Source organism: Mycolicibacterium sp. MU0053, from assembly GCF_963378095.1.
GTDB lineage: Bacteria > Actinomycetota > Actinomycetes > Mycobacteriales > Mycobacteriaceae > Mycobacterium > Mycobacterium burgundiense.
In genome coordinates, this window is sequence record NZ_OY726397.1 from 291074 (window position 1) to 316010 (window position 24937).

33 protein-coding genes and 1 tRNA gene are annotated in these 24937 nt (G+C 66.6%); 12 read left to right on the forward strand and 22 right to left on the reverse strand.

Going from position 1 to position 24937, the window contains the following annotated elements:
- Window positions 1-44: 44 nt before the first annotated feature.
- Window positions 45-509 (forward strand): GatB/YqeY domain-containing protein, encoded by a 465-nt coding sequence (locus RCP80_RS01315; RefSeq protein ID WP_308480629.1) that lies wholly within the window; start codon window positions 45-47, stop codon window positions 507-509.
- A gap of 17 nt (window positions 510-526) precedes the next feature.
- Here the strand turns inward: RCP80_RS01315 and RCP80_RS01320 are convergent, their stop codons facing one another.
- Window positions 527-727, reverse strand: a complete 201-nt coding sequence (locus RCP80_RS01320) for a three-helix bundle dimerization domain-containing protein (RefSeq protein ID WP_308480630.1) — start codon at window positions 725-727, stop codon at window positions 527-529.
- Window positions 728-779: 52 nt separating this feature from the next.
- A complete protein-coding gene (locus RCP80_RS01325; protein ID WP_308480631.1) occupies window positions 780-1574 on the reverse strand; it encodes an acyl-CoA thioesterase in 795 nt (264 codons plus the stop codon).
- Window positions 1575-1630: 56 nt separating this feature from the next.
- On the opposite strand from RCP80_RS01325, the gene RCP80_RS01330 reads away from it, so the two are divergent.
- Together RCP80_RS01330 and RCP80_RS01335 are read left to right on the forward strand one after the other, a co-directional pair.
- Entirely contained in the window at window positions 1631-1969 is a 339-nt protein-coding gene (locus RCP80_RS01330; RefSeq protein ID WP_308480633.1) for a hypothetical protein, read from the forward strand.
- On the forward strand, window positions 1966-2271 hold the full coding sequence (locus RCP80_RS01335; protein ID WP_308480634.1) for a hypothetical protein: 306 nt from the start codon (window positions 1966-1968) through the stop codon (window positions 2269-2271). The genes RCP80_RS01330 and RCP80_RS01335 overlap by 4 nt, the downstream gene beginning before the upstream one ends.
- Here RCP80_RS01335 and RCP80_RS01340 read toward each other — a convergent pair.
- Window positions 2243-3844 (reverse strand): FAD-dependent oxidoreductase, encoded by a 1602-nt coding sequence (locus RCP80_RS01340; protein WP_308480635.1) that lies wholly within the window; start codon window positions 3842-3844, stop codon window positions 2243-2245. The genes RCP80_RS01335 and RCP80_RS01340 overlap by 29 nt on opposite strands.
- Window positions 3845-3983: 139 nt before the next feature.
- Between RCP80_RS01340 and RCP80_RS01345 the strand changes: the two genes are divergently transcribed.
- Window positions 3984-4277 (forward strand): hypothetical protein, encoded by a 294-nt coding sequence (locus RCP80_RS01345; protein WP_308480636.1) that lies wholly within the window; start codon window positions 3984-3986, stop codon window positions 4275-4277.
- Between the two features lie 258 nt (window positions 4278-4535).
- On the opposite strand, the gene RCP80_RS01350 is transcribed toward RCP80_RS01345, so the two are convergent.
- The 11 genes from RCP80_RS01350 to RCP80_RS01400 form a co-directional block, all read right to left on the reverse strand.
- Complete coding sequence (locus RCP80_RS01350) at window positions 4536-4841, reverse strand: hypothetical protein (protein WP_308480637.1); 306 nt, start codon at window positions 4839-4841, stop codon at window positions 4536-4538.
- A gap of 742 nt (window positions 4842-5583) precedes the next feature.
- Window positions 5584-6423: a phage major capsid protein gene (locus tag RCP80_RS01355; RefSeq protein ID WP_308480638.1), complete on the reverse strand. Its 840-nt coding sequence runs from the start codon at window positions 6421-6423 to the stop codon at window positions 5584-5586.
- Window positions 6424-6550: 127 nt separating this feature from the next.
- Complete coding sequence (locus tag RCP80_RS01360; protein WP_308480639.1) at window positions 6551-7072, reverse strand: hypothetical protein; 522 nt, start codon at window positions 7070-7072, stop codon at window positions 6551-6553.
- Window positions 7073-7074: 2 nt separating this feature from the next.
- Window positions 7075-7338: a hypothetical protein gene (locus RCP80_RS01365; protein WP_308480640.1), complete on the reverse strand. Its 264-nt coding sequence runs from the start codon at window positions 7336-7338 to the stop codon at window positions 7075-7077.
- Window positions 7335-7538 carry a hypothetical protein gene (locus RCP80_RS01370; RefSeq protein ID WP_308480641.1) on the reverse strand — a complete coding sequence of 68 codons (204 nt, stop codon included), beginning with the start codon at window positions 7536-7538 and terminating at the stop codon, window positions 7335-7337. The genes RCP80_RS01365 and RCP80_RS01370 overlap by 4 nt, the downstream gene beginning before the upstream one ends.
- A gap of 283 nt (window positions 7539-7821) precedes the next feature.
- Window positions 7822-9270 carry a hypothetical protein gene (locus tag RCP80_RS01375; protein WP_308480643.1) on the reverse strand — a complete coding sequence of 483 codons (1449 nt, stop codon included), beginning with the start codon at window positions 9268-9270 and terminating at the stop codon, window positions 7822-7824.
- Between the two features lie 170 nt (window positions 9271-9440).
- Window positions 9441-9743: a DUF2742 domain-containing protein gene (locus tag RCP80_RS01380; RefSeq protein ID WP_308480644.1), complete on the reverse strand. Its 303-nt coding sequence runs from the start codon at window positions 9741-9743 to the stop codon at window positions 9441-9443.
- A gap of 170 nt (window positions 9744-9913) precedes the next feature.
- Entirely contained in the window at window positions 9914-10387 is a 474-nt protein-coding gene (locus RCP80_RS01385; RefSeq protein WP_308480645.1) for a hypothetical protein, read from the reverse strand.
- A complete protein-coding gene (locus RCP80_RS01390; RefSeq protein ID WP_308480646.1) occupies window positions 10384-10845 on the reverse strand; it encodes a hypothetical protein in 462 nt (153 codons plus the stop codon). Before RCP80_RS01390 ends, RCP80_RS01385 begins: the two co-directional genes overlap by 4 nt.
- 2 nt (window positions 10846-10847) lie before the next feature.
- Window positions 10848-11009 carry a hypothetical protein gene (locus RCP80_RS01395; RefSeq protein ID WP_308480647.1) on the reverse strand — a complete coding sequence of 54 codons (162 nt, stop codon included), beginning with the start codon at window positions 11007-11009 and terminating at the stop codon, window positions 10848-10850.
- Complete coding sequence (locus tag RCP80_RS01400) at window positions 11009-11221, reverse strand: helix-turn-helix transcriptional regulator (protein WP_308480648.1); 213 nt, start codon at window positions 11219-11221, stop codon at window positions 11009-11011. The genes RCP80_RS01395 and RCP80_RS01400 overlap by 1 nt, the downstream gene beginning before the upstream one ends.
- A 93-nt stretch (window positions 11222-11314) precedes the next feature.
- Here RCP80_RS01400 and RCP80_RS01405 point away from each other — a divergent pair, with 93 nt between their 5' ends.
- Window positions 11315-11920, forward strand: a complete 606-nt coding sequence (locus RCP80_RS01405) for a helix-turn-helix domain-containing protein (RefSeq protein WP_308480649.1) — start codon at window positions 11315-11317, stop codon at window positions 11918-11920.
- Window positions 11907-13130 carry a tyrosine-type recombinase/integrase gene (locus tag RCP80_RS01410; protein ID WP_308480650.1) on the forward strand — a complete coding sequence of 408 codons (1224 nt, stop codon included), beginning with the start codon at window positions 11907-11909 and terminating at the stop codon, window positions 13128-13130. Before RCP80_RS01405 ends, RCP80_RS01410 begins: the two co-directional genes overlap by 14 nt.
- Before the next feature lie 51 nt (window positions 13131-13181).
- Here the strand turns inward: RCP80_RS01410 and RCP80_RS01415 are convergent.
- The 4 genes from RCP80_RS01415 to ponA2 all read right to left on the reverse strand — a co-directional run bounded on the left by RCP80_RS01415 (window position 13182) and on the right by ponA2 (window position 18005).
- A tRNA-Pro gene (locus RCP80_RS01415) sits at window positions 13182-13255 on the reverse strand.
- A gap of 237 nt (window positions 13256-13492) precedes the next feature.
- A complete protein-coding gene (gene cds1, locus RCP80_RS01420; RefSeq protein WP_308480651.1) occupies window positions 13493-14587 on the reverse strand; it encodes an L-cysteine desulfhydrase Cds1 in 1095 nt (364 codons plus the stop codon).
- 4 nt (window positions 14588-14591) lie between these two features.
- Complete coding sequence (locus RCP80_RS01425; protein WP_308480652.1) at window positions 14592-15551, reverse strand: metallophosphoesterase; 960 nt, start codon at window positions 15549-15551, stop codon at window positions 14592-14594.
- 27 nt (window positions 15552-15578) lie between these two features.
- On the reverse strand, window positions 15579-18005 hold the full coding sequence (ponA2, locus tag RCP80_RS01430) for a transglycosylase/D,D-transpeptidase PonA2 (protein ID WP_308480653.1): 2427 nt from the start codon (window positions 18003-18005) through the stop codon (window positions 15579-15581).
- Between the two features lie 278 nt (window positions 18006-18283).
- Between ponA2 and RCP80_RS01435 the strand changes: the two genes are divergently transcribed.
- Complete coding sequence (locus RCP80_RS01435) at window positions 18284-18637, forward strand: WhiB family transcriptional regulator (protein WP_373693429.1); 354 nt, start codon at window positions 18284-18286, stop codon at window positions 18635-18637.
- 69 nt (window positions 18638-18706) lie between these two features.
- Here RCP80_RS01435 and bagB read toward each other — a convergent pair whose 3' ends face one another.
- Together bagB and bagA are read right to left on the reverse strand one after the other, a co-directional pair.
- A complete protein-coding gene (gene bagB, locus RCP80_RS01440; RefSeq protein ID WP_308480654.1) occupies window positions 18707-19822 on the reverse strand; it encodes an ATPase BagB in 1116 nt (371 codons plus the stop codon).
- Window positions 19822-20841 carry an ATPase BagA gene (gene bagA, locus RCP80_RS01445; RefSeq protein ID WP_308480655.1) on the reverse strand — a complete coding sequence of 340 codons (1020 nt, stop codon included), beginning with the start codon at window positions 20839-20841 and terminating at the stop codon, window positions 19822-19824. Before bagA ends, bagB begins: the two co-directional genes overlap by 1 nt.
- Before the next feature lie 49 nt (window positions 20842-20890).
- On the opposite strand from bagA, the gene RCP80_RS01450 reads away from it, so the two are divergent.
- From RCP80_RS01450 to RCP80_RS01460, 3 genes are read left to right on the forward strand one after another with little or no spacing between them, the layout of a single operon-like run.
- Window positions 20891-21052 (forward strand): Sp36 family protein, encoded by a 162-nt coding sequence (locus tag RCP80_RS01450; protein WP_293004278.1) that lies wholly within the window; start codon window positions 20891-20893, stop codon window positions 21050-21052.
- A complete protein-coding gene (locus RCP80_RS01455) occupies window positions 21049-21504 on the forward strand; it encodes a RidA family protein (RefSeq protein WP_308480656.1) in 456 nt (151 codons plus the stop codon). The genes RCP80_RS01450 and RCP80_RS01455 overlap by 4 nt, the downstream gene beginning before the upstream one ends.
- Before the next feature lie 40 nt (window positions 21505-21544).
- Complete coding sequence (locus tag RCP80_RS01460; protein WP_308482655.1) at window positions 21545-22315, forward strand: MBL fold metallo-hydrolase; 771 nt, start codon at window positions 21545-21547, stop codon at window positions 22313-22315.
- Between the two features lie 52 nt (window positions 22316-22367).
- Here the strand turns inward: RCP80_RS01460 and crp are convergent, their stop codons facing one another.
- Window positions 22368-23042, reverse strand: coding sequence for a cAMP-activated global transcriptional regulator CRP (gene crp / locus RCP80_RS01465; RefSeq protein ID WP_308480657.1), 675 nt, complete (start codon window positions 23040-23042; stop codon window positions 22368-22370).
- Window positions 23043-23143: 101 nt separating this feature from the next.
- On the reverse strand, window positions 23144-23446 hold the full coding sequence (locus RCP80_RS01470) for a hypothetical protein (protein WP_308480658.1): 303 nt from the start codon (window positions 23444-23446) through the stop codon (window positions 23144-23146).
- 148 nt (window positions 23447-23594) lie between these two features.
- On the opposite strand from RCP80_RS01470, the gene nth reads away from it, so the two are divergent.
- Together nth and RCP80_RS01480 are read left to right on the forward strand one after the other, a co-directional pair.
- The gene (nth, locus tag RCP80_RS01475) at window positions 23595-24275 is read left to right on the forward strand and encodes an endonuclease III (RefSeq protein WP_308482656.1); all 681 of its coding nucleotides are present in this window, start codon (window positions 23595-23597) and stop codon (window positions 24273-24275) included.
- A gap of 8 nt (window positions 24276-24283) precedes the next feature.
- Entirely contained in the window at window positions 24284-24937 is a 654-nt protein-coding gene (locus RCP80_RS01480) for a TlpA family protein disulfide reductase (RefSeq protein ID WP_308480659.1), read from the forward strand.

The window sequence follows — 24937 nt, forward strand, 5'->3', positions numbered from 1 at the left end:
CCAAGCCGGTCACAGCAAATGGTTCGGCGGCGTAGCGTCAGGGCATGGCCGAATTGAAGAGCCGGTTGCGCGCCGATCTGACCGACGCGATGAAGTCGCAGGACAAGCTGCGCACCGCAACCCTGCGAATGTTGTTGGCCGCGATCCAAACCGAGGAGGTCTCGGGGAAGCAATCGCGGGAGTTGACCGACGACGAAGTGATCAAGGTGTTGACGCGCGAGGCCCGCAAGCGCGGGGAAGCCGCGCAGATCTACGTCAGCAACGGGCGAGGCGAGCTGGCCGCCAACGAGCGCGCCGAGGCCAGCGTCATCGACGAGTACCTACCCACCCAACTCAACGACGACGAACTGGCGTATGTGGTCAACACGGCCATCGCTCAGGTGGCCGAGGCCAATGGTGATGCCCCGGGCGTGAAGCAGATGGGGCAGGTGATGAAGGCCGCCACGGCGATCGCCGATGGAAAGGCCGACGGCGGCCGCATCGCGGCGTTCGTCAAAGACCGCCTGTGATCGGCTGACCGGGCAGGTCAGGCCATCGCGTGCGACAGCTCGGCGACTGCCCGACGTTCGACCAGAAGTGGGACGAAGTCGCGGATCTTGCTGCCGGTGAAACGGTCCCGTGCCTGCCAGACCGCGGCGGAGACCACGTCGTCGGGGAGTTCGGAAAACTCGTTGGCAAGGCGCCGCTGAACCTCCGTCAGCAACTCTTCCTCGGTTCTTTTTGACACCTGCAAAGTATCGGTCACCGCGCGTGCAAGGACAAACATTTTGACCGGGGTGTCATGAACGCCACAACGCCTCCTGGGATGTCGTCGCGATCAACGCAGCGTCGGTGCTGTACAGGGCGCCGCGCACCAAACCCCGGGAGTCGCTGTTGTTCAGCGAGTGCACGTCGTAGCGATGCCACGCGCGCGGGTCGAACGGGCGGTGGAACCACACCGAGTGGTCCAGGCTCGCGGCGAATCCCGCACTCGGATCCGATGGCATGTCGGCTGGTCGCGCCACCGGCACCGGGCCGAAATCCGACATGAAGACCAGGGCGCAGCTGCGCACCAGCGGATCGTCTTCGATGACGTCGCGGGTCCGGATCCAAAACGGCGGAATGGCGAACTCCGAGGTGTCCCCGGGCATGGTCCGCATTTCGAAGCGGTCGGCGAACTCAACGCTGGGTTCCTTGACCACGGCGTCGTCGAGTCCGACGGTGACATCCGCCGGCGGGTGCCGGTCGGCGCCGGGTTCGGGCAGGTGAAATGAGGCGATCATCTCCAGGATCACCGCGCCGTTCTGGATCGCGGTGACCCGGCGGGTGTCGAAGGAGCGGCCGTCGCGGGTGCGTTCGACCTGGAATTCCACGTCCACGCTGTAGACGCCGCCGCGGACGAAGTACAGGTGCAGGGACTGGGGGTGCTTGGCGGGGTCGACGGTCGCGCCGGCGGCACCGAGCGCCTGGGCCGCGATCAGGCCGCCGAACAGCCGCTCGCCGGGCCCGGCGTGTGTCTGGGGTGGGACGAACGAGTCGCCGTCGCGCTCGAATTCCAGCAGCCGTGCGATCCAGCTCTTCTTGACACCTGTCACGCTGCGACCCTAGCGGGTGAATTGCGCGCCTGATCGTGCGCCATAGGCTTTGGCGGGTGGGGGAGATCCGGTTGACATCTTTCGCGATTCTGCGAAATCTCGACTCCGCATCCTGGCGTACCGCGACATGGGCCGCGCCATTCGCGGCCCAGCTCGTCTTGGGAATCGTCATCGTCGTCTATTGGCGGCTGGGGAAATCGCCCTTCGAGCTACGGGAATACCCGGCGCTTCTAGCTGGTGCCGCGGTTGCTCTACTTTTGTCGGCGGTGGTGATGTTCCCGTTGTTGAAGTCACGATCCCCGCGGCACCACGCACTCGCCTTGGCAATCGTCGGTTCCAACGTGGTGGTCCTTGTCGGAGGGATCCTCTTCGGGTGGGTGTACTTCCAGTGGTGAGCGAGACGGTGCCCGACCCAGCCGGACAGCGTTACAGCGCAGCGACTTTCCTGGCTTCGATGGGCAGCGTGCTGGTGGCGGGTGTCGGCGCTTGGACCTTTATCCCGTGGTGGCCGCTGGGGATATTGGGTTTGCCGCTACTGCTGATCGATCTCGTGGTAGGTGTCATTCTTGTGACCCGACCTGGCACATTGGGGCAAGTTGGACGTGGAATGCTGATCGGCTTGCTGGCTGCGCCGGTGACCCTGCTGATCTTCTTTCCCGGACTGATCGTCAGTGATCAGTTGGGCCTTCTGGGCTGACGATCGGCGGGCGTTCGTCATGGGATGCCGCCGGCGATCCAACAACCAACTGATGCGCCGCGATCGCGGATCGCAGCTGTGCTGAGTCAACCCCGCTGCCCCACAACGGAATCGATGCGGCAACGAATTGGTCGGGTCGGACGAGGTACAAGCGGTCGGAGCGCAGCCGGTGCTGCTCATCGGGGCCGAACGCGTGCGGGCCTTCGACCCAGGCCGGCACGTCGGGCCGCGCGACGTCGCCGGCGCGGTAGGTGTGCAGTTGCCAGGCCATGGTGTCGAGGGCCTGCTGATTGTCGGCGACCGGCGGCAACCGGCGACCCACTGCCGGGTCCTGCTCCCAAAGCGGGCGGTCGTCGGCAAAGTGGTAGTGGATGCGGTACTGCCCGACCAGGCCGCCCAATCGCCCGCCCAGCGCGGTTTTGCCGAGCAGCGGAATCGCCCGGGATCCGAAGGCGGCCATGCCTCTTCGCAGCAGCGCCGGGAACACGCTGCGGCGTCCGACGACGCCGAAGGCCCGGTCGGTCACATTGATCAGGGTCAGCGCCACCGGTCGGCGCTCGCGCTCGAAGCGGTCCAGCGCCCCGGCCGCCCTGCGACCCTGGATCACGTCGGCCAGCAGCATCGCCAGGTTGTGCGCGTCCTGCAGACCGGTGTTCATGCCCTGGCCGCCGACTGGGGAATGCACGTGCGCGGCGTCGCCGGCCAGAAACACCGAGCCGACGCGGAACTTGGTGGCCACCCGGTGGTGCACCCGGTAGGTCGCAAACCAGTCGACCGCGCCGTGGGTCAACCCGAAGTCGGCGTCGGCGGCCGCCAGCGCCTCTTCCTGGGTGATCGCGTCCTTGGGTGCCAGCGCCACCAGTCGGGTGTGACCGCCGGGCCCCAGCGGGAAGATGACCGCGAAGGTCGATTTGCCGATCCGTAGGTTCACCGCGCCCTCGGGCACCCCGTGCACGTCGTGCACGTCGGCAACCCAGAACGTGGCGTCGTCGGTCGTGCCCTCGAACGGCAGGTTGAGCTGCCGTCGCACCGCGGAGGAAGCGCCGTCGGCACCGATGCAGAAGCGTGCGCGCACCCGAAGCAGCCCGCCGCGGTCATCCTCGAGCAGGGCGTCCACCCGGCCGTCGGGTTCGGCGGTGCGGTCGACCAGATCGACCAGCCGGTGCCGCCAGCGGATGGCCCCGTCGCCCGCGGCCAGCGCCTCGTTGAGCAACTCCTCGTTGTGGCTCTGCTCGAAAATCTGCACCCCCGGGAATCGGGTGGCCCCGGTCTGCAGCAGCGAGATGTCGGCGCCATCGCCGCGGTCGGACGCGCCGACCTGGATGCGTGTCGCGGGGTTGGCGCGCGCCAGCACGGTCTCGGCCAGGCCCAGCTGGTCATAGATCTCCATGGAGCGCGCGTGCACCGCCAGCGCCCGGGACTCCCGGGTGGGACCGGCCTTGTGATCGACCACCACGGCGGCGACCCCCCGGCGGTTGAGGACCAGCCCCGCCATCAGTCCGGTGGGGCCCGCCCCGACGACCAAGACATCGGTGTCGAGTGCGGGCAGATCGGCGCGGGGAACGGCGTTCATCAGGGCATCCTCGGTTCCGGGGCACGGTCCACGGCGGTGAATGCCGCCCAACCTGCCTCTTTAGTAACGGAAGTCACAATCATCGCCGAATTCCCGCAAGTTCGATACCCGTCGGTAACAATGGCGTGACGGGTGTGGGATGGCTCAGGGGGTAGCCGTGAATATCAGTGAGGGTAGGCGCGTTGGTGCGCTCGATTCGACTTCGATCATCGACGGGCGAATCGACAGACTTCTGGCGTTGATCGCCGAACACAGTCTTGACCCGGTGATCAGCCAGCGAGCCCAGGAGTTGCGCCTGGGCCCCGAGCCGGAAGACGATGGGTCACAGCGGGCGCTGCAGGCCTTCCACGACATGGCGGTCTTTTTCAGCACGAGCAGCCCCCGCAACGCCCACGACGTCGAGCAGCAGCTGGGGAACGAAAAGACCCGCTGAGTGCGGTAGCCCGGAAAAGCAAGAAGGCCCTGAACTGGTGAACCAGTCAGGGCCTTGCTCACATTGTCGGGGTGACAGGATTTGAACCTGCGACCTCTTCGTCCCGAACTCCACGTACTGGACGTTTGTGTCTATTGACGGTGTTGGGCCGGACGAATAATGCGAGGTCAGATCGTTGGTGACGTTGACCGGCGAGGGCGGTTGGTGAACCTACTGCGGACGCACTGCGGACGCTTCGGTGGAGATCTGGTTGTACCGTTACGCCAACGCGAGTTTGCGCGTCGACAGGACCTCGTGGCCACCGGCAATGTCGGCATCAACGCCAACCGCTGCGAGCGCTGTCTGAAGGGCAGTCAAGCCCGCAATAAGTGCGCCTTCTGAACCATCGGACACGTCGATAGTGAACGTAGCTTCAAGTGCCGATGCCACCGCTGAGTAGTCGACGTCGAAGCCCTGCTTCGCGAACTCGTCAACTACTGCGTCGAGAAAATGCTCAAATCGAACGGGGTCTCTGTCGCCATCAGAGGCGAAGAACCGCATCTCGATTTCAACCATGCCTGCCATCGCTACTCACCTCCTTGGCTGTCCCAGCATGTCGCGCGTGAGAGCTGATTGCGCAACTGCTGCTCATAGTACGGATTCGACGGGCTGAGTTTTACCGTCTTGATGTGCAAACCGTCACAAGGGCATTTCATCTTAAAGTACCTGCTCGGCCGCTTTTCTACTCGCCAACCCTTTGCTTCCGCTTCGCGCAGGACTTTCTCTAGCTCCTTCGTTGGGTGTCTCGGCCGTGTCACCGAGCGGCCCATCCCTGCAGTTGCATAACGCAGCAACCTACCGTGTCCATCCCAGGCGATGCCCGCACTCGACACCTTTCGGGGGGTGGGTGGCAGTCGCGGGACTCACCCGCGACCTGACCCCTACCCCAGTCAGGACCCTCGGTCTGTACGGGGTCTGGGACCTTTGCCGATATATCGCTCAGCTCTCCAGGCGCGGTCAAAATCCCCCAGACCCGTACACATCGCGACTCTTGACTGGGGGCGGGGTCAGGTGGGGTGAGCGGGTGGGGGAGGCACCCAGGCCCCGGCTTCCGTCGCCCCTCGGGTCATAGGCAGCCCTCCCCCGAACACCCCCTCCCCCCAGTGGTCCCAAAAAGAAAAATGGAATGGGGGGTATCGCCTATGACCCGGAGGGGCGGGGTGGGCACCCGTTGGGGTACCTCCCCCACCCCCCAAACGCCGAGGTCAGCGTCGGTTTCAAACAGGGCTCGGTCGGCCGGGTCGATCATCACCGCCGGACATCAGTGTCAGCTGCCGAGTTCGAGGGTGCTGAGCTTGGCCACGCGGTCGGGGTGCATGACGTTCCAGCCCAGACGCCAGGTCAGCCGTACGCCGATTACGTCAGCAGAGAAATAGGCGTCTTCGGAGCGGGCCAGTCGGACGAGGGACTGTGCGGCGACGATGGCCGAGCGGTCGCCTACGAGGATTTCGTGGCTGGGCATATCGGGTGTCACGAACACCGGCAGGCTCAGCAGTGCGCGCTCAGCGGCCACAGTGCCCGCTCCCACCAAGCTCTCGTTGCTGGTATCGGCACGCTTGAGTTTGGACAGCGATGCCCACGCGTCGGGTGCGGCGATGATGTGGGTTGCCGTGCCACCTGCGGCTTCGATGCCGGCCACCGCGTCGACCACGGCGTCGAGGTCGGGTCCGATGACGCCGCCGTTGGTGATGCCCACGATATTGAGCAGGCCGGTCGGCCCGTCGGCAATGGCGGCGTTGCCGAGGTAGGCGGCGTTGGCCTTGCGGATGACGTTGCGGCTCAGCGACTCCACAACGAGGCGGGCGGCTTCTGGCTGTTGCAGCGTCTCGTAGCTGTACTTGCCCAGTGTGGCGATCTTGCCGGTGAGCACGACCACTTCGTCGAAGTCCTGATCGGCGTCGGGGATCGTTGCGCCCTCGGCGACGAATCCGACGGTGCCGTCGTTGGCGACGAACGGCACGCGCACGGCAGGCTCGTCGCCTTCGATGCTGCCGACCACGGTCGAGGTGGTGAGCAACAGTGCATCGGGGATGACATCGCCGGGCACGTAGGCGGTCTGGTCGGGCGCCCACGCTTTGGGGCTGGTCGGGGTGGTGTGTGTAGCCATGATTCCTCCAGGAGGTAACGGGGTGGTTGTTGTTCCGCTGGCCTACGAGGCTCGAGCGGTGGCCCTCCTGGGGCGGCGTGCGCCGGGGTGCTCCCGCGGGGAGTGTGGCCCCGGCGCACTGCCCAGTCTAATCGTTGCTGCCCATAACCGCGGCGGTCATGGCGTCACGGCCCGTCCGGCGTGCGGTCCTGGGGTTGCGGCCCTCTCCCGCGACGTGGTTGCGCCGCGGTGGTGGCACGCCGAGGGTTTCGCGTGCGGTCTCGACGGCCTGGGCGACAGCCTCGGTGGACACGGTGCCGTCCTCGGCCAGCAGGTCGTCGAGTTTGGCGGCGGCCCACAGTGCGGCGGGTTTGAGTTGGGCGGCTTGTGCTTGGCGTTCGATTTCGTTGCGCTGCATGGCTTCGAGGCGTTCGGCGAGCTGGTCGCGTTCGGCTTCGGCGGTGCGCAGCTTGCGCCGGTATTTGGCGGCGTCGCGGCCGCCGCGGTCCTCGGCGGGGTCGCTGTCGTTGTCGTCGTCCTCGGTGGCCTCGGGGTCAGATTCCAGATCGACTCCTGTTGGCTCGGTGGTCTCACTGGTGGCCTCGGTGTCGAGGTTGTCGACCGTGGTGGTGTCGACCTCGGTTGCGTCGGTGGTGGTTTCGTCGGTCATGGTTACTCCTTGTCGTCGTTCATGGTTTGCATCATGCGGGCCATGTCTTGCGGGGTGGCGTTGGCGGTGTCGAGGCAGGTCGCACCGAGTGCACGAACCTGGCTGATGGTCAGGGGTGCGACGATCTGGCCGAACTGTTCGGTGTCGAGTACCAGGGCGGTGCCCAGGGTTCTGTCGTCGAGTGGGTAGGCGATCAGTGAGACGTTGCGGCAGTCGAGGATTGCGGCCTCGGACAGGTTCAGCCGGGGATTGGGGGTGTCGGTCATGGGGTTTCCTTTCCGGTCACCTTCGGGTCGATCAGGTTTTCGACGGCGGGGATGTGTGGGCAGTTGGGGAATGTGGTGTCGTCGCAGTCGCACGACCACCCGGCGGTGGGGCGCCACCGCACGACGTGGTCATCGGCCACGGCGACGACGGCCGGCGATTGGGAGCGCTGCCCGAGGACGCGGAGGAACTGGATCTTCATGCGTGGGCCTTTCTTGGTCTGCCGCGGTGGGATTCGTTGATCTGTCCGGCGACGACACCGGCGGGGCGTTGCGTCGGGGGCAGCGAGTCGAACCACTGCGTGCATGACGCGAGGGCGGTGCAGTGTTGACACAGTCCGAGGGCCTGGGCGTGGCGCTGCTCGGCTACCTCGGCGGGTTCGTCGCGGCCGGCCTCGTCAAAGAGCACGCTTTTGCCGCGACATCTCGCACCGGGTAACGCTGGAGCACCAGCGAGAGCGGCCAGGAGATCCTGCATGGTGTTGCTCATGCGGTCTCCCGTGGTGTTTGCCGAGGCGGGTGTCCGTTGGGGGCTTGGAGGTGGTAACCGCTGCCGCCGAGGCCGCCGTCACGCTTGGCGATCTGGCCGCTGTGGACGACGTGCATCTGCCGCTCGGGTCGCTGCTTGGTCTTCGTGATCGGGGCTGGTGCGCCGTCGCAGTCGTCGCACAGTGCGCGTGTTGCAGCTGCGGGTAGGGCTACGTAGCAACGTGCACAGGCTGTCGGTCGGGGTAGCTTCATGGTGTCCTCGGGAGTCGGTAGCGGCGGCCGATGTTCGTCATCTGCCTGATGGTCGGAATCGTCTGACCTGGCGGTATCGACATCGTTGGCCATTGCAGAGTGGTCACCCTGACCAACGTGGTCGGGGTGGTTGACCTGCGCAAAGGCACCCTGACCGTCGTGGTCACCCTGACCACCTGTCCGATAGCGGGTGCCCTTCTGTAAACCAGGCATCGAAGTCACCAGACCGGCGGCTTCCAGCAAAACGATGGCTTGGTCGAATAGCTCGCGCTTCTCTTTGCGGCCGAGCCGAGAGCGGAGCACGTTGCCCTGCTGTTCTCCGTCGCGCTCCAGCATCCGCAGTATTGAGCGTTTGACGGTCTCCAGGCGACTGGCGTCGTAGAAGTCCTCGCCCGCTGCACGGATAGCCGCGCGCTCTCTGACCTTTGCTCGGGCTGCCTGTCGGTCGTACTCCAGCACAGACTGTCGGGTTGCGTCGGACTTCGCCATGACGACCTCAGACAGCTGCCAATCCAGGTCGGAGATGACCGAACGGTGGTCCACGATGGCGAGGGCTGCGGCGACCTTGAGCCGGGTCAAGGTCCGGTGACCGTCGATGGCGTCGAGCTCGCCGCGCTGGTTGGCCAGCAGCCCCGCCGCGACGTATTCAGCGATATCCGGGGTGCCGTACTGAATCAGCACCTGTTTGTCGGCCAGCGCCCACGTCGGCAGCTTCGTGTCCAGTACCCGGTCGGGTTCAGGGCCGGGCGTATCTGGAATGGAGGGGTCGGTGACCGATCCCCAGACCATGCGTTGGGGCGTTCCACCACTTACGTCATCGAGCAGTACTGCGGTGTGGCCGTATTGCGCGCTGATCGACAGACCCAGCCGGTAGGAGTCGGCCGGAACAGATCGCGTCGTGGCCGCGGACGCACCCTTGCTGCCCAACCGGTCACCGGTCAGTCCGGCCTTGAGGGCGGCGAGGGTGTTGTTCTCCCGGCCGGATGCCAGCGCGGCCATGTGGTCGATCTCGGAGACGGTGAACAGTGCGCGCGTGACCCGGTCGTCAGGGTCCTTCGTCTCCTTGAATAACTCGTGGATGCCCTGACCGGAACCAAGTCCTTCCTCGTGAATGGACGCGGGCCAGACGATGCGCGCCAGCTTGTCGGTGACGCCTTTACCGGAACCGGATCGGCCGATGAGCACGATGGCCATATTCAGGGAAGCTGGTGCTGGCGGGCCGGGCAGCATCACACGGTGACCGGTGGACACGATTGCCCGCAGTAGGACCGCAAGCAGCAGCGCCCACGGTGCTACGTACCTGGCGCGTGCCCATTGGTGGATCAGCTTGAGTTGGTCGGTGGCCGACCAGAATTCGTCTTCTGTCACGATGCCGCCTTTCGTCGTTCGATGTAGGCGCTGCTGCGGCCCTGCGCGACTCGCTGAGCGAGCGCAGACCACGGAGCGGCGCTGGAGATTTCGCGGCTGGATTCGGCCATCGCCTCTTGGCGGGTGTCCTCGGATAGGCACCACCAGATCGCGGCCCACAGCACGGCACGCCATTTGTCGGGATGGTCGTCGGGCAACAGTTGCCACGCTGGGGTTCCAGGCAGCACCGCCGGCTTGTCTCCGAGCTGGTGTCGCAGGAACTCATAGACGGTTACGTAGTTGATCTGACGGTTACCCATCGGCTGCCGCCCTAGCTCGGCACTTCGGCCCGATACGATCCCGCACGGAATCGTTCGCCACGACCCACGATCCGCAGACCTTGCAGCGGACTGCGACCCGAGATTCTTCGTCGCGGTCGAGCGGAGTGCCCGCCCCACGATCGGGGCGGGCCTCCTCCATCTCGTGCTGATCAGTCACCGGTACCGCCGAGCAGGTCGACCGCCGCGCGCAACACCTCGGCCAGCTCCAGGGCTTCGGAGGGGTACAGGCCGAGCATCGTTTCGCTCCATTTTTCGTTTTCGAATCGAGCGATGCCGAGATAGACCTTCCTGGTTCCGCTTTCCCACAGTTCCGCGAGGACGTTCACGTGCGCGGGGCTCATGAGGCCGTCCTTGTTGCGTGCGTCGGCGCAGCCTCGGGCCGTCACGACTGCGCGCTCAGAGCGGTAGGCCGTTCCGAATGGCGATTTGCCTATGTGATCGCTGTCTTCCACAGCCCACTCTGGCCGGGGGAATTCCAGCACCTTGGATGCATCGCCGTCGTGGCAGATCATCCAGTCCCGGTCAGCAAGTTCCTGCCAGCGCACCAGCGCCGGGTCCGGCGGGTCCAGCTCGACGGGCTGCAAGTCGACCTGCTCGACCTCGACCTTCTTCTTCGCGCTCATCGGGTCACCGCCTGGGCGGCGTCAGCGATGCTGTCCAGTGCGGCGATCACGTACGAGTCGGCGTTGCCGGGCAGCATCCGCACTGCGGCAAAGACCCGCTGCAGCTCGTCACGGGCACCGATCAGCAGCTCCTGCAGGTCGGGTTTCTTGCCAACCCACTGGTCCGCCAGATCCGCAGCCGTAGTGAGCGCCTGAGCCAGTGCCCGCGCGCTTTCGATCGAGTAGTCGGCGCCACCGAGGTAGATCAGCGGGCGGTCTTCCGGCTCGTCGACGATGCCGCCGTCGGTACGTTGGGACACGACAACACGAACGTCCTCGGCGGCCAACTCATCGGGTAGCGGCATCGGGTGCGACCAGACCAATCGGCAGGTGCACCCGTCGTGCGTTTCCCACGGGTTCACATCGGTGGTGTCCGCACCGGCCGGCAGCGGCGGGTAGACGGTTTCGGATACAGTCATCGCTAGAGCTCCTGTTCTTGGGTGAGTGGGTTGTTCTGATCGCCCTCGGCGGTGTTCGCGCACCAGCCGGGGGCATTTCTCTTTCCGGGCCGAAGATCCTCGGTCCGGTCCTGATCGGGCACCAGGCCCAGGTCGCAGTGATCCTGCTGCGGAAGCTCCCGCATTAGGCCGTCTCCCGGCCGCCGCGTTTCGTCGCTTGCTCCTGCTCCGAGAGCCAGCGTTCAACTTCGCTGCGCCGGTACACGACCCGGCCGCGATGACCGAGGGTGAACGAAGCCGGTCCTTGATCGGTGGACCGCCAGAACCTCAGCGTCCCCGCGTTGATCCCGTACTCCTGCTCCACCTGCTTCGTGTGAAGCAGCTCGTCGCCCGACATGAAAACTCCAATCTGGTTTGATGAGTAAGACGGATATAGATTAACACCGGATTGGATTGCGTCAAGACGACGATGCGGATTAATGTTGGCGGCGTGTCGCTAGATGAAGCGCGGTTCGCCGCCAACGTGAAGTCCGTCAGGGAGGCGCTAGGCATGACACAAGCCGGACTCGCCAAGGAGATGTCCGCCCGAGGCTTCCGATGGCACCAGGCGACCGTCTACAAGGTCGAAAACGGAGACCGCCAGATCCAGCTCGGCGAAGGGATCGAATTGGCGAAGCTACTCAAATCGAGCGTTGAAGAACTAGCCGGCAACCTTGATGCACCGGCCGATGCTGCCCGGCTGCGCAGAGAGTACGAACACGCTCAACAACTTCGGCGTAGCCTGCTGGAGCTGCTTCGGTTTTACATCATGGCCAGCGATTCTGTGACGCGCCTCGTCAGCGAGGCTGAGGACCGGCCCTCAATGCCAGGTCTGGACCAGATTGAGGCAGAAGCTGCTCGGTTCGCCACATTGCGACCACTGTTTGTCACTGTGTACGCATCCCTTCGCCCGGATTCAGATGCAGAGAATCTGACCCAGGAGGAACGGGACGACCTTGCGCAAACCCTCGCAGAGTTGTCGGCGGTAGCGGACGCCTTCTACAAGAGAAATTACTCCACGCCAGACATACCGCCGCCGAACTATGCAGACGCGTAACCGCCGCGCGGGTGTCGAGGACCGTTGGACAAAGACGGTCCGGCTCCCCGATGGCACAACTGAGACTGTCCCGTCCGCGGCACACGGCAAGGGGAAGCGTTGGCGGGCGAGGTATGTCGACGCCGACGGCCGGGAGATCGCCAAGGGTTTCGCGCGGAAAGCCGATGCCACCAAATGGCTTGAGGACATCACTTCGACGATCGTCACCGGCACCTATGTGGCACCCGGCGCCGGGGCGGTGACGGTCGGGGAGATGCACAAGCAGTGGCTCAAAACCCAAGCCCACGTGAAGGACTCGACCAAAGCGGCAAGGGCATCGGCCTGGACGGTTCACGTGGAGGACCGCTGGAAATCCGTTGCCGTCGCCGACGTACAGACCTCGGCGGTGCGCGCGTGGGTCGATGAGATGCACGAGGGCGGGTCGGAGGCCCCGACGATCGAGAATGCCCTCGGCGTGTTGCGGATGATCCTTGCGTTGGCCGTCGAGGATCGCCGGATCCCGCGGAACCCCTGCGATTCGGTGAAGGCGCCAAGGCGTAAGCACTCGCAGCGGGCCTACCTGACACACCAGCAGGTCGCCGAGCTGGCCGCCGCTATGGCCCGCGACGGCCTGGTGGTGATGTTCCTGGCCTACACCGGCCTGCGATACGGGGAGATGGCGGCGCTGAAGGTCCGCGACTTCGACATGCTGCGGCGTCGGGTCAACATCCGTGAGTCGGTCACCGAGGTCGTCGGCAAACTGACCTGGTCGACGCCGAAGAACCACGAACGTCGATCAGTGCCGTTCCCTCGGTTCCTTATCGAGGATCTCGCCGCCCAGATGCAGGGCAAGGGCCGCGACGATCTGGTGTTCACGGCGCCCGCCGGCGGGGTGCTCCGCATCGCCACCTTCCGTACCCGCGTGTTCAATCCGGCCGTCGACAGGCTGCGTGGCCTCGACGACGACGGCAAGGCGACTACCGACTGGCCCCGCCCGACGATGCATGATCTGCGGCACACCGCGGCCTCCTTGGCGATCAGTGCCGGGGCCAACGTCAAGGCAGTACAGACGATGCTCGGACACAAGTCCGCAGCACTGACCTTGGACACCTACGCCGACCTGTTCCCGGACGATCTGGAGGCCGTTGCGGACGCATTCGACGCGGCGGTTGCAGCCATGAGGAAATCTGCTGCGGACGCACTGCGGACGCAGGGCGGGCCGGCCTCGTAATGGAAAAAGGACCCGACCAGGTTATCCCTGGCCAGGGCCTTGCTCACATTGTCGGGGTGACAGGATTTGAACCTGCGACCTCTTCGTCCCGAACGAAGCACGCTACCAAGCTGCGCCACACCCCGCGATGAAGCCACGACAGCGTATCGCACCACGGGGCCGGGAAGCCAAACGAGTACCCCCGCCGGGGTCGGGATGAATATCGCGGGCCCGTGCGGTTGTACAGCCTGAACCGCCGGAAGCTGGAATGACGGGAGAGGCTCAACTATGACCGCGCTGGGTGCCGCCCTCTACGGAGGATTTTTCGGACTTGCCGCGCTGTGGCTGGTCCTCACCGGTGACGACGCCGTCGATACCGACGATCAGCGCGCCGGGCACGACCGCTCGAACTCCATCAACTGCGCGGCGGCCTCGGACAGGTCTAGTCCGATGCTGCTGACCCACGCGTCGCAGAAGTAGGTGTCCGCGTAGCGATCCCCGCTGTCGGCCAACAACGTCACCACCGAACCGCTGTGCCCCTGCGCGACCATCTCGGCCAGCAGATCGAACGCGCCCCAGATGTTGGTCCCCGTCGACGGGCCGACCCGCCGTCCCAGTACCGCGCTGACATGGCGGGCCGCCGCGACCGAGGCCGCGTCGGGCACCTGGATCATCCGGTCGACCACATCGGGCAGAAACGACGGCTCCACCCGCGGGCGGCCGATCCCCTCGATCCGTGAGGACTCGTCGATCACGACCTCGCGGCCCTGCTGATAGGACGGGTAGAACGCCGAGTTCTCGGGGTCGACGACACACAGCCGGGTCTGGTGGCGCCGGTAACGGATATACCGTCCGATCGTCGCGCTGGTGCCGCCGGTGCCCGCCCCGACGACGATCCACGCCGGCACCGGATGCGGCTCCTCGCTGAGCTGCGAAAAAATCGACTCGGCGATGTTGTTGTTGCCGCGCCAGTCGGTGGCGCGCTCGGCGTTGGTGAACTGATCGAGGTAGTGGCCGCCGGTCTCGGCGGCCAGCCGCTCCGCCTCGGCGTACACCTCGGCCGAGTTGTCGACGAAATGGCAACGGCCGCCCTGGGATTCGATCAGCGCGATCTTGGAGGGACTCGTCGACTCCGGCATCACCGCAATGAACGGAAGTCCTATCAGCGCGGCGAAATACGCCTCGGAGACCGCGGTCGATCCCGAGGACGCCTCGACCAGGGTGGTCCCCGGACCGATCCAGCCGTTGCACAAGCCGTAGAGGAACAACGAGCGCGCCAACCGGTGCTTGAGGCTGCCCGTGATGTGGGTGCTCTCGTCCTTCAGATACAGCTGGACGTCGTGCGCGTCGCTCCAGGCCGACGGCAACGGATAGCGCAAGAGATGCGTGTCGGCGCTGCGCCGGGCGTCGGCCTCGATCAGCCGCACCGCGTTGTCGACCCAGGCCCGGTCGGGGCTGCGGTCGCAGACCGGGCTCACCGCGTCAGTGCACTGCCGCGGTGGGATGCGAGTGGTCGATCTGGCGGCTCGGGTCGTGTCCACCGGTCGGCGCCGCGACCAACGTCAGCAGCGTGGCCTCGGGCCGGCAGCAGAACCGCACCGGCGCGAACGGCGACGTGCCCAGGCCCGCCGACACGTGCAGCGCCATGTCGGCACCCCACTTCGACACGCCCTTGGCGCGCGACGTGTCCAGATCGCAGTTGGTGACCAGCGCGCCCTTGAACGGCAGGCACAACTGGCCGCCGTGGGTGTGGCCCGCCATCACCAGCTGATAGCCGTCGGCGGCGAAGCGGTCCAGCACCCGGGTGTACGGCGCGTGCACCACGCCGAGGCGCAGGTTGGCCGCGGCGTTGGCGGGCCCGGCGATGGCGGTGTAGCGGTCCCGGTCGATGTGCGGGTCGTCGACGCCCGCGGCCGCGATGGTGACCCCGGCGACCTCGAGTTCGCGGCGGGTGTGGGTCATATCGAGCCAGCCGCGCTCGGTGAACGCCGCCCGCAGGTCCTGCCAGGGCAGTGGGTTCCCGTGCACGCGGTGGTCGCTGTCGGTGAGGTACTTCGCCGGGTTCTTCAACGTCGGTGCGAAGTAGTCGTTGCTGCCGAACACGAACAGGCCGGGCACCGACAACAGGTCGCCGAGCGCCTGGACGACCGCCGGGACCGCCTTCGGGTGCGACAGGTTGTCGCCGGTGTTGACCACCAGATCCGGCTCCCAGTGCGCCAACTCGCGCAACCAGGCCTGCTTGCGCCGCTGGGCCGGGCGCATGTGGAGGTCCGAGAGGTGCAGCACCCGCAGCGGCGAGGAACCGGGACTGAGCACCGGCATGGTCACTTCCCGCACCACGAACGCATTGCGCTCGATCAGTGACGCGTAACCGACCCCGGCGATGGCCGTGCCGAGCGTCACCGCGGCGGTGCGCTTCAGGACGGGCAGGACTGCAGACATATTGGCAGGATACTGCCCGTCCCTGGGTTAGGGAGGCGGAGGCGGTACGAGCACCGGCACCGTGATCGGGGGCAGACCGGGAATCTCAACGACGGTCTGCCCGAAGGCCGGCGGCGGCGGTAGTCCCGGCGGGCCCTCCGGCCGCGGCGGCGGCGCCGGCGCCACCCCGTTGCTCACCAGGATCGTGACGATCGAGCCGGGAATGGTCTGCCCGCTGGGGGAGGTGCCGACGACGGTGCCGTAGGACGAACTGCTGTTGACCGACGAGGCCTGTTCGGCGACCTGGAAGCCGGCCGCCGTGAGGCGCTGGCGGGCGCTGTCCTCCTTCAGGCCGGAAACGCTGGGGACCCGCGAGTTCGGGCCGCCGTCGACATACCGCGGATCGGTCGGCGGCAACACGACCTCGCCGAAGTTGGTGGCGATCGGCTTCATGGCCGCGAACCAGGTGCTGGCGGGCTCGTTACCGCCGTACAGGTTGCCCGATCCGCACTGCCGCAGCGGGAAGGAGCACAACTCGCTGGGCGCGTTGGAGTCGTCGTAGACGTAGCTGGCCGCGGCGAGTTGGTTGGTGAACCCCAGGAACCCCGACGAGCGGTTGGCCTCGGTGGTTCCGGTCTTGCCCGACATCGGCAGGTCCCAGCCGACCGAACCCGCCGCACCCGCCGCGGTGCCGGCCCCCTTGTCGTCCTCGCTCATCGCGTTGGCCAGCGTGTTGGCCAGTCCCTCCGGCACCACCTGCTCGCAGGTGGAGGTGGTCACCGCGATTTCCTTGCCATGCCGGTCGAAGACCTTGTCGATCGGGCTGGGCGGGCACCACACCCCGCCGGAGGCCAGGGTGGCCCCGACGTTGGACAACTCGAGCGCGTTGACCTCGATCGGCCCCAGCGTGAACGATCCGATGTTCTGCCGTTTGACGAAGTCGGCCAGGCTTTCGTTGCTCTCCGGGTGGTAGTCGCGGGCCGTGCCGGGCTCGGCGTAGGACCGCAGCCCCAGCTTGACCGCCATGTCCACCGTGCGCTGCACACCGACCTGGGAGATCAGCTTGGCGAACGCCGTGTTGGGAGACGTGGCCAGCGCGTCGGTGACGTTCATCGGGGAGCGGTAGCCGCTGACGTTCTGCACGCACCAGGTGTCCTTGGGGCAGCCGCGGGCGCCGCCGCTGCCCAGCCCCTTGGCCTCGAAGCGGTTCGGCACGTCGAGGTTCATGTTGATGCCCATGCCCATCTCGAGGGCGGCCGCGGTGGTGAAGATCTTGAACACCGACCCGGCACCGTTGCCCACCAGCGCGAACGGCTGCGGGTGCATGGTTTCACCGGCCTCGAGGTTCAGCCCGTAGGTCCGGTTGCTGGCCATCGCCAACACCGGGTGGCTCTCCTTGCCGGGCCGCACGACGCTCATCACGCTGGCGACGCCCGGGACATCCGGGCGGGCGTAGCGGTCGACGCCCTGTTTGACGGCCGCCTGGACGTCGGGGTCCAGCGTGGTGCGGATCAGGTAGCCGCCCTTGGCCACCTGCTCCTTGCTGATGCCCGCGCGCGCCAGGTACTCCTGGACGTAATCGCAGAAGAACGCGCGGTCGCCGGCCGCGATGCAGCCGCGGGGCAGTTCGTTGGGCACCGGCAGCACCCCGAGGGGCTGCTGCTTGGCGGCGCGCAGCACGTCGGCCCGGTCGGGCAGGTTCTCGATCATCGTGTCGAGCACGATGTTCCGGCGGGCCAGCGCACCCTCGGGATTGACGTAGGGGTCCAGCGCGCTGGTGGACTGGACCAGCCCGGCCAGCATGGCGGCCTGCTCCCAGTCCAGCTCGGAGGCGTCGACCCCGAAGTAGGTCTGCGCGGCGTCCTGGATGCCGTGCGCACCGTTGCCGAACGAGACCAGGTTGAGGTAGCGGGTCAGGATCTCCGCCTTGGTGAGCGTCTTGTCCAACGTCAGCGCCATCCGGATCTCGCGGAGCTTGCGCGCTGCCGTCGTCTCGATCGCGGCCCGCTTCTCGGCGTCGGTCTGGGCCACCACCAGGAACTGATAGTTCTTGACGTACTGCTGTTCGATGGTCGATCCGCCGCGGGTGTCGAGGTTCCCGGACAGGTAGCCGGACAGCCCGGTCAATGTTCCCTGCCAGTCCACACCGTTGTGTTCGGCAAACCGCTTGTCCTCGATCGAGACGATTGCCAACTTCATGGTGTCGGCGATCTGCTCGCTCGGCACCTCGAAGCGTCGCTGCGAGTACAGCCACGCGATCACGTTGCCTTTGGCGTCCACCATCGTGCTGACCGCCGGGATGTCGCCCTCCACCAGTTGGGCCGATCCGTTGGCGACGACGTCGGAGGCGCGGTTGGAGATCAGGCCGGCGCCGCCGACGATCGGGAACAGCAAGGCCGCGGCGAGGACGGCAGCGAGCAGGCAGCACCACGCCAGCTTGATGACCGTTACTGCAACCGGGGGGCGGTCTGACATGCGTACAGCGTAACGATGCCGCTGAGCGGGGCGAATACCGAGCGGGGCTGACGGGACACATCCGACGGCGCCAGTTCCGGCTGCCTTTCATGATCGGACTGCACGCCCGTCCCAAAATGATGAGCCGCCAAGTGTTGCGCAAATGGGACCTGACCACCTAACTTATACACACAGTGCGACGTAGGTAACACCTCTCGGAGCAATGTGGCGTAGATCGCAACAGGGTCTACACCGGAGGTCAGTGCCGCTGAAGCGGACCGAGCGAAGGGGAATCGCTGGTGTCAAGTACTCGGCTCGAGGAGCGTAGGACGATCACAGCACCGTTGGCTGCACCCGTACCGGGCGCAGAGGGGGAAGCTCGAATCGCATGGGTTTCCAAGGCGAGGTGCCGAGGCGCTGACCCCGATGAGTTGTTTGTCCGCGGAGCGGCCCAGCGCAAGGCCGCGGTGATCTGTCGGCACTGCCCGGTGATCGCGGAATGTGGCGCCGACGCGCTGGACAACCGGGTGGAGTTCGGGGTCTGGGGCGGCATGACCGAACGGCAGCGCCGTGCCCTGCTCAAGCAGCACCCCGAGGTGGTCTCCTGGGCGGATTTCTTCGCCGCGCAGCGCAAGCACCGCAGCGTTAGCTAATACTGCCGCAAACGTCAGTTCGTCGCTGAGGGTGTGGATGCCTGGGCATCCGCACCCTCAACCCATTTTTCAGGCCGTGATCTGATCGGCGATCGCGCGCAGCGCCTCGAGGTCCGCCACGTCGAACGGCAGCGACGGCACCCCGACGATCGGCACATCCGGATTGGCCCCGGTGAACCGCGACAACAACCGGACCTCGCGCTTGGCGGTCAACCCGCGATCGGCGTGCACTCGCAGCACCGCCGCGGTCAGGCTCTCGGGGTCTTCGGCCTCCAATTCCACCGCGCCGTCGACGGCGCGTTCCACCGTCAGTGGGCACAGCGGAGGATGGGTGCGGTTCAGGATGAGGCCGGCCAGCGGCATCTTCTCCTGAGAGAGCCGGTCGACGAAGAAGGCCGCTTCGCGCAGCGCGTCCGGCGCCGGCGCGGACACCACGACGAACTGCGTCCCGCGCCGCTTCAACAGCGCATAGGTGCGGTCCGCCTTTTCCCGGAACCCGCCGAACGTCGAATCCAGCGACTGCACGAATGCCGAGGCGTCGGAGAGCATCTGCGAGCCCAGGACGGTCGACAACGCCCGCATCGCCAAGCCGACGGCGCCGGTGACCAACTTGCCGATGCCGCGCCCCGGGGCCAGCAACAGCCGCCACAGTCGGCCGTCCATGAAGCTGCCGAGCCGCTTGGGTGCATCCAGGAAATCCAGCGCGTTGCGCGACGGCGGGGTGTCCACCACGATCAGGTCCCAGCGATCCTGAGACAGCAGCTGTCCCAGCTTCTCCATCGCCATGTACTCCTGCGTGCCGGCCAACGACGTCGCCACCGTCTGATAGAACTGGTTGTCCAAAATCGCTTGCGCGCGTGCAGGATCCGAGTTCTCGATGACCATCTCGTCGAAGGTGCGGCGCATGTCGAGCATCATCGCGTGCAGCTCACCGGTGACCTCTGGATCCAGCGGCACCCGCTGCGGGGTGTTGCCGAGGTCCTTGATTCCCAACGCCTGGGCCAGCCGACGGGCCGGGTCGATGGTCAGCACCACCACGGTGCGGCCGTACTCCGCGGCCCGCAGCGCCATGGCCGCGGCCGTCGTGGTCTTGCCGACCCCGCCGGCGCCGCAACACACCACGACGCGGTTGGAGGTGTCTTGCAGAATCGACGCCATATCGAGCGCCGGGGGTTTGGTGCTCATCAGCGGACTCCCTGGTGGGCAAGCGCATCGGCGAGTTCGTAGAGACTGCCGAGGTCGATGCCGTCGTTGATGGATGGCAGTTCCAGCCGGGGCACATGAATCTCGTCGAGCCGCTCGGCCGTTTCGGCCCGGGACGTCACCCGGGTGGCGTGTTGGATGGTCTCGGTGAGCAGACCCGCGAAATCGCTGTCGGGCATGGTGATTCCGATCCTGTCCAGATCCGCCCGGATCGCGTCGGCGTCGATGTCGCCCTCGGCGGCCTTGGCCAGATCGTCGGCCGGCAGGAAATTCGGGATGTTGCGGTTGACGATCACGGCGCCGATCGGCAGGCCGATCTCCTCGAGTTCCTCGATGGCCTCGACCGTCTCCTGGATGGGCAGCGACTCCAGCAGCGTCACCAGGTGGATCGCGGTTTGATCGGACCGCAGGATGTTGACCACGCCCTCGGCCTGGGAGTGCACCGGTCCGCCCTTGGCCAGATCCGACACCGCGCGCGTGACGTCCAGGAACCGGGCGATCCGGCCGGTGGGGGGTGAATCGACGACGATCGCGTCATAGACCGGCTGCTTGTTGCGGTCGACGCGGATCACCGCCTCCTTGATCTTCCCGGTGAGCAGCACGTCGCGCAGGCCCGGTGCGATCGTGGTGGCGAACTCGACCGCCCCGATGCGTTTCATCGCCCGGCCGGCCAGACCCAGGTTGTAGAACATGTCGAGGTACTCCATGAACGCGGCCTCGATGTCGATGGCCAGCGCGTTGACCTGCCCACCCCGCTCGGCCGTGGCGATCTTGAGTTCCTCATAGGGCAGCGGCGGTACGTCGAAAAGCTGCGCAATCCCTTGCCGCTCTTCGACTTCCACCAACAGAACTTTGCGGCCACCGGCGGCCAGCGTCAGCGCCAGGGCGGCGGCCACCGTGGACTTGCCGGTACCCCCCTTGCCGGTGACGAAATGAAGTCGGGCCTTGGCCAAACGGGAGGGCCAGCCGACGGTTCGTCCGCCGCTCGGTGTGGTCGCCATGAACTGATGCTAACGAACGCCTTGAGCCGACCGACTAAGCTCTTCACGTATGAGTCAACCCACCACCTGGGAGTACGCCACCGTGCCGCTGCTCACCCACGCCACCAAGCAGATCCTCGATCAATGGGGCGCAGATGGATGGGAGTTGGTTTCGGTCTTGCAGGGGCCCACGGGCGAACAGCACGTGGCGTACCTGAAACGACCCAAGTGAGCGCTACCGCGCGCCTGGCCGAGCTGGGGCTGACCCTGCCCGCCGTCGTCACTCCGCTGGCGGCCTACGTGCCGGCCGTGCGGACCGGTGACCTGGTCTACACCTCCGGACAGCTGCCGATCGCCGACGGCGAGCTCAAGGGCCGCGGCAAGGTCGGCGATGCCGTCAGCCCCGAGGACGGCCGGGAGCTGGCCCGGCTGTGCGCGCTGAACGCGCTGGCCGCGGTCGACGCGCTGGTTGGCCTCGACAACGTCGCCAGGATCGTCAAGGTCGTCGGATTCGTGGCCTCGGCCCCGGGATTCAACGGTCAACCCGAGGTCGTCAACGGCGCCTCGGAATTGCTCGGCGAGGTGTTCGGCGCGGCCGGCACCCATGCGCGCTCGGCCGTAGGCGTCGCCGAACTGCCGCGGGACGCCCCGGTCGAGGTCGAACTCATCGTCGAGGTGAACTGAGCTGAGCGACGCGGGCCGGGCATCCGAGGCGGGGAAGGTGATCAGCCACCCCGCCTACGGGCTGCTGCGGCCCGTCACCGCCACCGCGTCGGTGTTGCTGTGCGACAACCCCGGCATCATGACCCTCGACGGCACCAACACCTGGGTGCTGCGCGGGCGCGGGTCCGACGAACTCGTGGTCGTCGACCCCGGTCCCGACGACGACGCGCACCTGGAGCGGGTGGCCGACCTCGGCAAGATCTCGTTGATCCTGATCAGTCACCGCCATGGCGACCACACCGACGGCATCGACCAACTCGTCGACCGCACCGGTGCGGTGGTCCGATCGGTGGGTAGTGGCTTCCAGCGCGGCCTGGGCGGACCGCTGGTCGACGGCGAGGTCATCGACGCCGCGGGGCTGGCGATCACCGTCATGGCCACTCCGGGCCACACCGCGGACTCGGTGTGCTTCCTGGTCGACGACGCGGTCCTGACCGCCGACACGGTGCTGGGCCGCGGGACCGCCGTCATCGACAAGGAGGACGGCAGCCTGCGGGACTACCTCGACTCGCTGCGCCGGCTCCGGGGTCTCGGTTCGCGACGTGTGCTGCCGGGACACGGCCCGGACCTCGGCGACCTGCACGACATCAGCGAGATGTACCTGGCGCACCGCGAGCAGCGGTTGGATCAGGTCCGGGCAGCGCTGCGCGAGCTCGGGGACGATGCCACCGCGCGGCAGATCGTCGAGCACGTCTACACCGACGTCGACGAGAAGCTGTGGGAGGCCGCCGAGTCGTCGGTGCAGGCCCAACTCGACTATCTCCGGCAGTGATTTCGGTGCGCCTGGCGGCGCTGGGCGCCTCCGAACGCACCGAAATCGCTGGCTAGCGGGCCCGGCGGGCCAGCCGTTCGCTGTCGCTGATCAGCACGCTCTTGCCCTCGAGGCGGATCCATCCACGGTGGGCGAAGTCGGCCAGCGCCTTGTTCACCGTCTCGCGGGAGGCGCCGACGAGCTGCGCGATCTCCTCCTGAGTCAGGTCGTGCGTGACGCGCAGCGCCCCGCCTTCCTGGGTGCCGAAGCGCTGGGCCAGCTGCAGCAACTGCTTGGCGACCCGGCCCGGAACGTCGGTGAAGATCAGGTCGGCGAGGTTGTTGTTGGTCCGGCGGAGCCGCCGTGCCAACACCCGCAACAACTGGTCGGCGATCTCGGGGCGGTCCTTGATCCACGCCTTGAGCGCGTCACGGTCCATCGAGACCGCACGCACCTCGGTGATGGTGGTCGCGCTCGAGGTCCGCGGACCCGGGTCGAAGATCGACAGCTCGCCGAACATGTCGGACGGGCCCATGATCGTCAGCAGGTTCTCCCGGCCGTCCGGGGACCGCCGACCGATCTTCACTTTGCCCGAAATAATGATGTACAGGCGGTCACCGGGTTCGCCCTCAGCGAACACCGTGTGCCCACGCGGGAAGTCGACCGGCTGTAGCTGCTTGGTGAGTGCAGATACGGCACTGGGTTCGACTCCCTGGAAGATTCCGGCCCTGGCCAGGATCTCGTCCACGTTGCCCCTCTTAATTCTTTAATGGTCTGATGCGCGCTGACCAGCCTCTATACGGTTAGCGTGATTAGTCTAGAGGTAGACCCATCCGCGACAGGCCAACGCTACACACGATTGACGTGGCGAGTCGGCTGAAATTGCGGATTCGGATTGAGCGTTTGGCAGATTCGGGTCGGCAAATCAGGCTCGTCGTCGAGATTGATCGGCAGGATCGGCGATGGCGCCGAAACCCGGACGCGCGTCCGGTCGGTGCGGGCCCGCGCGCTGTCGGAGGCGACCCGATCGATCAATGCCGCCAGGGCGTCGTCGTCGGCCGTCGGCTCGTCGATCGCCGTTTCGAGTCGCTCCAGCCCGAACGTTGCCATCATGAGCAACGCGGGAATGGAAACTGCCAACAACCAGGCCACACGACGAAGTAAACACGGACAAGGTCTCAGCGGGATCACGAATTGCCATCCGCTACGCGGCTACCCTGTGGGGGTGGCGGGCAAGCGGAAACGAAACCGTAATTGGGATGAGGAAACTCAGTTGGGGCTGGTTCGTCGTGCCCGCCGGATGAACCGGACGTTGGCGACGGCGTTCCCCAACGTCTACTGCGAATTGGACTTCACCAACCCGCTGGAACTCACCGTGGCGACCATCCTGTCGGCGCAGAGCACCGACAAGCGGGTCAATCTCACCACCCCGGCGCTGTTCGTCAAGTACCGCACCGCGGCCGACTACGCCCACGCCGACCGCACGGAACTCGAGGAACTGATCCGGCCCACCGGGTTCTACCGCAACAAGACCACGGCGCTGATCGGCCTGGGTCAGGCGCTGGTCGAACGCTTCGACGGCAAGGTCCCGGCCACGCTGGAGGAACTGGTGACGTTGCCCGGCATCGGCCGCAAGACCGCCAACGTGGTGCTCGGCAACGCCTTCGACATCCCGGGCATCACGGTCGACACGCACTTCGGCCGTCTGGTCCGGCGCTGGCGCTGGACCGACGAGGAGGACCCGGTCAAGGTCGAGAAGGTCGTCGGCGACCTGATCGAACGCAAGGAGTGGACGCTGCTGAGCCACCGGGTGATCTTCCACGGCCGCCGGGTCTGCCATGCCCGACGGCCCGCCTGCGGGGTGTGCGTGCTCGCCGACGACTGCCCGTCGTTCGGTCTCGGCCCCACCGAACCGCTGCTGGCGGCTCCGCTGGTGCGGGGCCCGGAAACCGAACATCTGCTGGCGTTGGCGGGACTATAGCCGCGCGGATGACCAGATCAGCGAAATGGACGCTGGTGATCGCGGCGGCCATCGCCGTGGTCCTCGGCGGCTTCGTCGTCGAACTGCGCGGTGCCGGCCCCGACGAACCCGCGGCGCAGCAGTCCGGCGGCGCGCTCGACGACACCGCGCGGGACCGTCGCGCCGCCGACACCGCCGAGGCGCTCGCCGGTCCGCGCCGGCTGGCCGATCTGCGGCCGTGCCCGACCGGCGGCGACGCGCCCGGTCCCGAGGCGCTGCGCTCGGTGGTCCTCGAATGCGCGTCGGACGGCGTCCCGGTCGACGTGGCGCGCGCGGTCGCCGGCCGGCCGGCCGTGCTCAACCTGTGGGCCTATTGGTGCGGACCGTGTACTGACGAACTGCCGGCAATGCAGGAGTATCAGCGTCGGGTCGGCCCGGACGTGACGGTGCTGACCGTGCATCAGGACGCCAACGAGGAGGCCGCTCTGTTGCGGCTCGCCGACCTGGGCGTGCGGCTGCCGACCCTGCAGGACGGCCGGCGCCGGGTGGCCTCGGCGCTGCGGGTGCCGAACGTGATGCCAGCGACGGTTGTGCTGCGTGCGGACGGTAGCGTGGCCAAAATCCTGCCGCGGGCATTCGCCGACGCCGACGAGATCGAGGTGGCGGTGGGTGACCTGCGATGA